At 75.2% G+C, this 7,931-nt stretch carries 6 protein-coding genes; 4 read left to right on the top strand and 2 right to left on the bottom strand.

Annotation, left to right across the window (positions count from 1 at the left end; translation table 11 throughout):
• Window positions 1–109: 109 nt before the first annotated feature.
• Window positions 110–1,993 (bottom strand): hydantoinase B/oxoprolinase family protein, encoded by a 1,884-nt coding sequence (locus ACI79R_RS22505; RefSeq protein WP_456575914.1) that lies wholly within the window; start codon window positions 1,991–1,993, stop codon window positions 110–112.
• On the bottom strand, window positions 1,990–4,074 hold the full coding sequence (locus tag ACI79R_RS22500; RefSeq protein ID WP_456575913.1) for a hydantoinase/oxoprolinase family protein: 2,085 nt from the start codon (window positions 4,072–4,074) through the stop codon (window positions 1,990–1,992). Before ACI79R_RS22500 ends, ACI79R_RS22505 begins: the two co-directional genes overlap by 4 nt.
• A gap of 94 nt (window positions 4,075–4,168) precedes the next feature.
• Here ACI79R_RS22500 and ACI79R_RS22495 point away from each other — a divergent pair, with 94 nt between their 5' ends.
• From ACI79R_RS22495 to ACI79R_RS22480, 4 genes are read left to right on the top strand one after another with little or no spacing between them, the layout of a single operon-like run.
• The gene (locus ACI79R_RS22495) at window positions 4,169–5,422 is read left to right on the top strand and encodes a hypothetical protein (protein WP_456575912.1); all 1,254 of its coding nucleotides are present in this window, start codon (window positions 4,169–4,171) and stop codon (window positions 5,420–5,422) included.
• Window positions 5,419–5,733, top strand: a complete 315-nt coding sequence (locus tag ACI79R_RS22490; protein ID WP_456575911.1) for a hypothetical protein — start codon at window positions 5,419–5,421, stop codon at window positions 5,731–5,733. Before ACI79R_RS22495 ends, ACI79R_RS22490 begins: the two co-directional genes overlap by 4 nt.
• On the top strand, window positions 5,679–6,647 hold the full coding sequence (locus tag ACI79R_RS22485) for a hypothetical protein (protein ID WP_456575910.1): 969 nt from the start codon (window positions 5,679–5,681) through the stop codon (window positions 6,645–6,647). Before ACI79R_RS22490 ends, ACI79R_RS22485 begins: the two co-directional genes overlap by 55 nt.
• Window positions 6,644–7,876 (top strand): hypothetical protein, encoded by a 1,233-nt coding sequence (locus ACI79R_RS22480; protein ID WP_456575909.1) that lies wholly within the window; start codon window positions 6,644–6,646, stop codon window positions 7,874–7,876. Before ACI79R_RS22485 ends, ACI79R_RS22480 begins: the two co-directional genes overlap by 4 nt.
• Window positions 7,877–7,931: the final 55 nt, after the last annotated feature.

The following is a 7,931-nucleotide window of genomic DNA, read 5'->3' as shown; positions in this document are numbered from 1 at the left end:
GCTTGTGTTTGGGGGAGGGGTGGGGGGGGGGGGGGGGGCGGCGGGCCCGCCCCCCCCCCCCCCCCCCCCCCCCCCCCCCCCCCCCCCCCCCCCCCCCCCCCCCCCCCCGCTACAGCAGGTCGAACTCGTTGAACGCGGCCCCGCCGGAGAGGGTGGCGTAGCCCGGGCCCCGGTCGAAGAACGGCCGGGTCTCCGGCCGGGCCGCGCGCAGCTCCGCCCGCAGGGCCTCGGTGGCGGCGACGTCCGCCGCGCCGTCGTCCCCGACGACGACGCCGTAGTCCTCCCGGGCGCCGCGCACCGACACCTTGCGCCACGCGATGTCGCGCAGCACCTCCTCGACCGGGCGGTCCAGCGGATCGCCCCAGCCCCCGCCGCCGGTGGTGCGGATGCGCACCACGGTGCCGGCGGCCAGCGGTTCGGCGTCGGCGAGCGCGTCGACGTCGTGCTCGTCCGGACCGCCCGGGTCGACGGTGATCTGGAACGGCCGCCCGGCCCGGCCGCCGTGGACGCCCCAGCAGGCGAGGATCGAGCGGTCGGCGATCGACATGAAGTGGGCGTCGCGCAGCACCCGGATGTGCTTCTCGTAGCCGCAGCCGCCCCGGTAGCGGCCGGGACCGCCGGAGTCCACGGCCAGGCCGAGCCGCTCCACCCGCAGCGGGAAGCGGCCCTCGGTGAACTCGGTGGGCAGGTTCCGCGAGTCCGGGACGACGTGGATGGTGTCCTCGCCGTCGGCGTAGTACCGCCCGCCCGAGCCGCCGCCGAGCACCTCGCGCATGAGGTAGGGCTGGCCCTCGGCGTCGGTGCCGTAGACGCCGGTGTAGCGGATCGTCTCCTGGTCGGCGGGCATCCGGCCGCCGGTGGCCTTGGCCAGCACGCCGGCGAGCACGCCGAGCAGCCGCAGGATGACGAAGGTCCGCGCGTTGGTCGGCGCCGGGAAGATCGGGGTGAGCAGCGTGCCCTTCTCGGGGAAGCGCATCTCGATCAAAGGCACGACGCCCTCGTTGACGTCGAGCTGGGCCATCCGCTCCGGCGTCCCGGCCAGGTTGCGCAGGATCGGCGCGAGCCACTTCTTGAGGAAGTTGCCGTCGGCGTAGTCGCCGCAGTGGTTGATCGGCCCCTTGGCCTGCGGGCCCGTGCCGGTGAAGTCGATGACCAGCGGCGTCTCGGCCGAGGAGTCCATGGTCAGCGTGATCCGCTGCCGGTGGAGCTTCGGCTCCTCCACGCCGTCGTGCTCGGCGTAGTCCTCCCAGACGTAGGTGCCGTCGGGGATCTGGCTGAGGATCTCCCGCCGGTAGACCTCGGTGGAGTTGGCGAGGATCGCGTCGAAGCAGGCCTCGACGGCGGCCACGCCGTAGCGGTCGAACAGCTCGCCCAGCCGGCGGGCGCCGGCCAGGCAGGCCGAGCACTCGGCGTCGAGGTCGGCGGCCAGCGAGTCGGGCATCCGCGAGTTGCGGGTCATGATCTTCAGCGCGCTCTCGTTGGGCACGCCCCGGTCCCACAGCTTGATCGGGGGGACCATCAGGCCCTCCTCGTAGACGCTGGTGGCCGCGCTGGGCATCGAGCCCGGCACCGCGCCGCCGATGTCGTCGTGGTGGCCGAAGGCCTGGATGAAGGCGACGACCTCCGGTTCGCCGGTCTCGACCGACGCGGCGAACACCGGCACGGTCACGCACAGGTCGGGCAGGTGGCCGATGCCGCCCTCGGAGAGGTAGACGTCGTTGTGGAAGAAGACGTCGCCGACGTTCATCGTCTCGATCGGGTAGTCGCGCACCACGGGGTGCACCAGCGCCGAGTAGGAGCGGCCCGTCAGCTTGCGCAGCAGCCGGTCGTGGATGCCGGCCCGGAAGTCGTGCGCGTCCCGGATCATCGGCGACCGGGAGGTGCGCCCGATGGAGGTCTCGACCTCCTTCTCGATCGCGGCCAGCGTGCCGGCCACGATCTCCACCAGCACCGGGTCGGCGTCGACCTTCCCGCCCTGCAGGCTCGTGGTCACTGGCCGTCCTCCTTGGTGAGCAGCAGGTTGCCGTAGCCGTCGACGGTCGCGACGAAGCCGGGATGCACCGGCACCGTCGAGCCGAACTCCTCGATCACCGCCGGGCCGGGGACGACGTCGCCCGGCGCCAGGCGCGGCCGGTCGTAGGTCGGGGTGTCCACCCAGTCGTCGAAGAACACCCGCCGGGAGCCCGTGACGGCCCGGTCCGTCCCGCCCTCGCCGGGGGGCAGCTCCACCAGGTCGGGACGGCGGATCGGCCCGATGCCGCTCACCCGCAGGTTCACCCACTCCACGGCCTGCCGCGGATCGGTGGCGAAGTCGTAGCCGTACAGCTGGCGGTGCGCGGCGTGGAACGCCTGCGCGACGTCCTCGGCTGCCCCGGCGTCGAGGTCGCCCTCGGCGACCGGCACCCGCACCTCGAACGCCTGGCCGACGTAGCGCAGGTCCGCCGTCCGCTGCATGCGCTGCTCGGCGCGGTCGAAGCCCTCGCCGTCCAGCGCCCGCTGCGCCTGGCCCTCCAGGTCGGCGTAGACCGACCGGACCCGGTCCAGGTCGAGGTCGGCGTGCCGGCTGACCACCGTCTGCACGTAGTCGTTGCGGACGTCGACGGTGAGCAGGCCGAACGCGCTGACGTTGCCCGGGTTGGGCGGCACCAGCGTGCGCGGCAGGCCCAGCACGTCCATGAGCCGGCAGGCCAGCAGCGAGCCCGAGCCGCCGAAGGTGGTCAGCGTGAAGTCGCGGACGTCCAGGCCGCGGGCGACGGTGACCTGGCGCAGCGCGTTGGCCTGGTTCCACGCGGAGATCTCGAGGATCCCGGTGGCGGTGCGCTCCAGGGAGAGGTCGAGGGTGGCGCCCAGGCGCTCGAGCCCGGCGCGGGCGGCCGCCACCGACAGCGGGATCTCCCCGCCCAGCAGGTGCGGGGGGATCCGGCCGAGGACGACGTGCGCGTCGGTGACCGTCGGCTGGTCGCCGCCCGACGGGTAGCACATCGGGCCGGGGTCGGCGCCGGCCGACTTCGGGCCCACCTTGAGCGTGCCCTCGGGGGAGAGCCAGGCGATCGAGCCGCCGCCGGCGCCCACGGTGACGACGTCGATCATCGGGATCTTGCTGGGGTAGTCGCCGACCGAGCCCTCGGTGGTGAGCGTCGGCTCGCCGTCGATGACCACGGTGACGTCGGTGGAGGTGCCGCCGCCGTCGCAGGTGAGCACCCGGTCGAACCCGGCGGTGCCGGCGATCAGCGCGGCGCCCAGCGCCCCGGCCGCCGGCCCGGACAGCATCGTGGTGATCGGCTGGTGCACGACCTCCTGGGCCGACAGGACGCCGCCGTTGCTCTTCATCACGTAGAACGGCACGCCCGGCGCGATCTCGTCGAGCCGGGTGCGGATGTTGGTGACGTAGGCCCCGACCCGCGGCTTGACCGCCGCGTCGACCAGCGTGGTCACCGAGCGCTCGTACTCGCGGTACTCGCGCAGCACCTGCGAGCTGAGGGAGACGACGGCGTCCGGGTGCTCGGCGCGCAGCACCTCGAGCATGGCCCGCTCGTGGGCGTCGTCGGCGTAGGCGTGCAGGAAGCAGACGCCGATCGTGGTGATCCCCGCGTCGCGGAAGAACCGGGCGGCGGCGACGGCGTCGTCCCGGTCGAACGGGCGCACCTCCGCGCCCCTGTGGTCCAGCCGGCCGCGCACCGTGCGCACCAGGTCGGCCGGCACGATCCGCGGCGGCTTGACCCAGAAGTAGCTGTTGCCGTACCCGTCGGGCACCGACTGCCGGGCGATCTCCAGCACCGACTCGTAGCCCTCGGTGGTGATGAACCCCAGCCGGTCCAGCTTGCCCTCGAGCAGCTGGTTGGTGGCGACCGTCGTCCCGTGGCTGACCGCGGTGACCGCCTCGCCGGTCAGCCCCATCCGGTCGAGCACCTTGCGGACCCCGGCCAGGAAGCCCTCTGCCGGGTCGGCCGGGGTGGAGGGCGTCTTGGTGGTCGTCGTCTGCCCGGTCAGCTCGTCGACCGCGACGACGTCGGTGAACGTCCCCCCGGTGTCGATGCCGATCCGGATCCGCCGAGCCGGGGCGGGAGCGCTCATGGGCGATACCTTAGAGGTGAGAGATCTGGCGGAGGAAGCCTCGCTGCCACCCTGCCGCAAGTGCCGTGCAAGAGCCCCCCGGACCGTGGGGCAGGTGAGCCCCACCCTCCGCGCGTCCGCCGCCGCGGCCGTGCTCCTGCTGGCCGCCTGCGGGAGCACCACCGCACCGGGCGCCCCCGACCTGACCGGCGGCCCCGTGCCCGACGGGCCGTTCACGACGGTGCTGGACGACGCCGCGATCGACGACGCGGCGCCCGGCGACGTCCCGTACCTGAACATCCACCACCTGGCCGGCGGCCCCGGCGTGGTGCACGTGCTGGCCGAGATCCCCTGGGACTCCGACGCGGAGGACCCGCCCCCGCCCCCCGACCTGCTGCTGTCCTATCCCGTCGGCGACGGAGACCTCGGCGATCCGGTGGTGACGCGCGAGGAGGAGGACTACCCGGCGACCACGGGCGCCCCGTGGAGCCGGCTGACCACGACGGCCGACGGCGACGCCTGGCTGCTGGCCGAGCGGGCCGACGACGGCGTCGCCGAGCGCCCCGGCACGGGCACGCTGGTGCTCGTGCACGTCGACGTGCAGACCGGGGAGGTCACCAGCGTCGACGTCCCGATCGCGGACTACCCGCCGGACCCCGAGGGCGGGGTGGACGTGGAGGGCCTGGACTGCGGGGAGGACGGGGTGTGCGCCGCCGTGGTCAGCGACGGGTGGTGGAACACGCTGCTGATCACGATCGAGACCTCGACCGGCCGGGTGCTGGCGCGCAGCGAGGTGCCGCACGACGAGGACCACGACCTCGTCGGTCCGTGGCTCACCCCGGACGGCGAGCAGGTGCTGGTGATGACCGTCGACGAGTCGTGGGCGCCCACCCCGCCGGGCGCGCCCTCCGAGCGGCTGGAGCGCCCGGCGCTGGAGGTCCGCGACGCGGACACCCTCGCCCCCGTGGGGGCGCCGGTGCCCCTGGCGGAGGGGAACGCCACGGTGACCGACGTCCAGCTGCTGGACGACGGCACGCTGGTGGCGCTGCGGGTGGCCGAGGGCGCGACCGTCCCGGAGGTGGTCCGGCTGGCCCCCGGGGCGGCCGCGCCCACCGTGGACCTGCGGCTGACCGACGTGCCCGGCATCCGTGGCCTGGCCGTGGACCCGGCCACCGGCTGGCTCCACGTGCTGTCGGTCGCCCACCCCGAGCGCCCCCGGCTGGTGGGTGTCGACCCCGCGACGGGCGAGCGGACGACGGCCGAGATCTGCCCGCAGGGCAACGTCTACGGGCTGGTGCTCACCGGAGCCGGCGCGGTGGTGGAGACCGCGTGCCGGCACGACGGCCTGTGGCTGGTGGGGCCGGCATGAACGGCCGGCGCACGGTCGCTCTGGCCGCCGGGCTGCTGCTCACCGCGTGCGGCGCTCCCGCCGCTCCGGACGACCGCGCCCTGACCGGGGACGGCGGCCCCGTGCCGGCCGGGCCGTTCGCCGCGGTGCTGGACGACGCCGCGCTCGACGACGCCGCCGAGGGGCTGATCGTCGTCCGGCTGGCGGGCGGCCCCGGCGCGGTGCACGTGCTCGGCCGGCTGGACTTCGACTACGACGGGGAGGACCCGCCTCCGGCGTGCTGGTCTCCTACCCGGTCGGCGACGAGGGGCTCGGCGAGCCGGTGGTGCTGACCGAGGGAGAGGACTACCCGGCCACCACCGGGGCCGGCCAGGCCGCGCTCACCACGACCGCCGACGGTGACGCCTGGCTGCTGGTCGAGCAGGCCGTCGACACCCCCGAGGAGTACCGGCCGACCGGCACGCTGGCGCTCGTGCACGTCGACGTGCAGACCGGGGAGGTGACCACCGTCGAGGTCCGCATCGAGGACTTCCCGCCCCGGCCGGACACCGTGCTCGGCGTGGTGGGGCTGGACTGCAGCGAGACCGGGGTGTGCGCGGCGGTGGTCGGCGACGGGGAGCTCGCCAGCACCGTGCTGGTCACCATCGACGCGGCGACCGGGCAGGTGCTGGCCCGCGCGGACGTGCGCCGGGACGAGGACGCCGACGTCCAGGGGCCGTGGCTGACCGCGGACGGCCGGCAGCTCGTGCTGCTCACCGTCGACGGGTCCCTGCCGCCGGACCCGTCGGGCGAGTCGCCCGGGCGGCCGGCCCTGGAGCGCCGCGACGGGTCGACCCTCGCGCCCGTCGGCGCGCCGGTGCCGCTCGCCGAGGGGCACGCGAGGGTGTCCGACGTCCACCTGCTCGACGACGGCACGGTGCTCGCCCTGCGTGAGACCGCGGATGCCCCCGCCGAGGTCGTGCGCGTCGCGCCGGGGGGCCCGCGGGAGGTCGTGCTGCGGCTGGCGGAGGTGCCGGGCGTCCACGGGGTCGCGGCCGATCCGGCCACCGGCTGGCTGCACGTGCTCGCCGTCGTCGATCTGGAGCGCCCGCAGCTGGTGAGCGTGGACCCGGAGACCGGCGAGCGGACGACGACCGACCTCTGCACCCAGCCGGGGAACGCGTACGACCTGGTGCTCACCGGCGCCGGCGCCGTGGTGCAGGCGGCCTGCGGGCACGACGGGCTCTGGCTGGTGGGGCCGGCATGAGGGGCCGGTGCACGCTCCTGGGCGCCGCCGCGCTGCTGGTGACCGCCTGCGCGCCCGCCGCGGCGGGCAACGCCTGGCCGGCCGACGCCGGGGGCGCCGTCCCGGCCGGCCCGTACACCGAGGTGACCGACTCGGCCGCCTTCCGGGACGTCGTCGACGGCGACCTGGACCCGGAGCAGGTGGTCGGGGACGACGGCGTGGTGCACGTCCTCGGCGAGTACCCGTTCGACATCGACCGCGACGAGCTGCCCCGCCCGGCCGACGTGCTGATCAGCTACCCGGTCACCGCCGGCGGGCTCGGCGAGCCGGTCGTGTTCACCGAGGGGGAGGACTATCCGCGCACCACGGACGCGCTGGCCGGCTCCCTGGCCGTGGCTCCGGACGGCGACGCGGTCTACCTGGTGGAGCTGGCCGACGACAGCGGCATCGACGAGGGGCTCCAAGAGCTCGCGCTGCTCCGGTTCGACCCGGCCGCCGGCGAGGTCACCCGCCTGCCGCTGGACGTGCCCTGGCCGTTCGCGGGGGACGACAGCCTGCTGTTCTCCTCCTCGCTGGAGTGTGACGACGAGGGCATCTGCGTCGCGCGGCTCAGGGACGGCAACGGCGCGGAGGCCGACGTCGTCGTCGACGTCGCGACCGGGGAGGTCGTGGCCGAGGAGCCGCCGGACGAGGACCTGCCCGGCGTGCCGGTCGACGACGGCCGGCTGCGGCTGGTCGTGGGCGTGGACACCACGCGGGTGAGCGACGAGGTGCCGCCGGTGGACTTCCCCTCCTACGAGGTGCGGCTGCCGTGGGTGCAGTACCGCACGCCCGACGGCGCGCCGGTCGGGCCGCAGGTGCCGCTGTCGCAGGTCAGCGCGGTGGTCGCCGACCGGCACGTGCTGGCCGACGGCAGCGTCCTGCTGGTCGTGGTGGAGGAGGACAGCAACGCCGCCGCGCTGCTGCGCGTCTCGCCGGGCGACGCCGTGCCCACCGTGCTGGCGCGGACCGCCGGCGCCGCCTACTTCGACCCCCTGGCGGTCGACGAGGCCGGCGGATGGGCGTACGTGGTCGGGGGCGCCGTCCTGGAACCCACGCTCCTCTCGGCGGACCTCGCTGCCGGGGAGGCGACCGAGACCGGGCCGCTCTGCCCGGACGACGCCGACCTCGACCACCTGCTGCTCACCGCCGCGGGCGCGGTCGCCGTCGGCGACTGCGGCGGGCCGCTCGGGGTGTACGTGCTGCGGTGAGGTGTTCGTTGCAAGTGGGTCGCAAGTGGCGCGCGGAAGCTGGAGCCGCACACCC

The sequence above is a fragment of the Blastococcus sp. SYSU D00820 genome (assembly GCF_054050695.1).
This window is presented reverse-complemented; position numbering and strand designations above follow the sequence as displayed.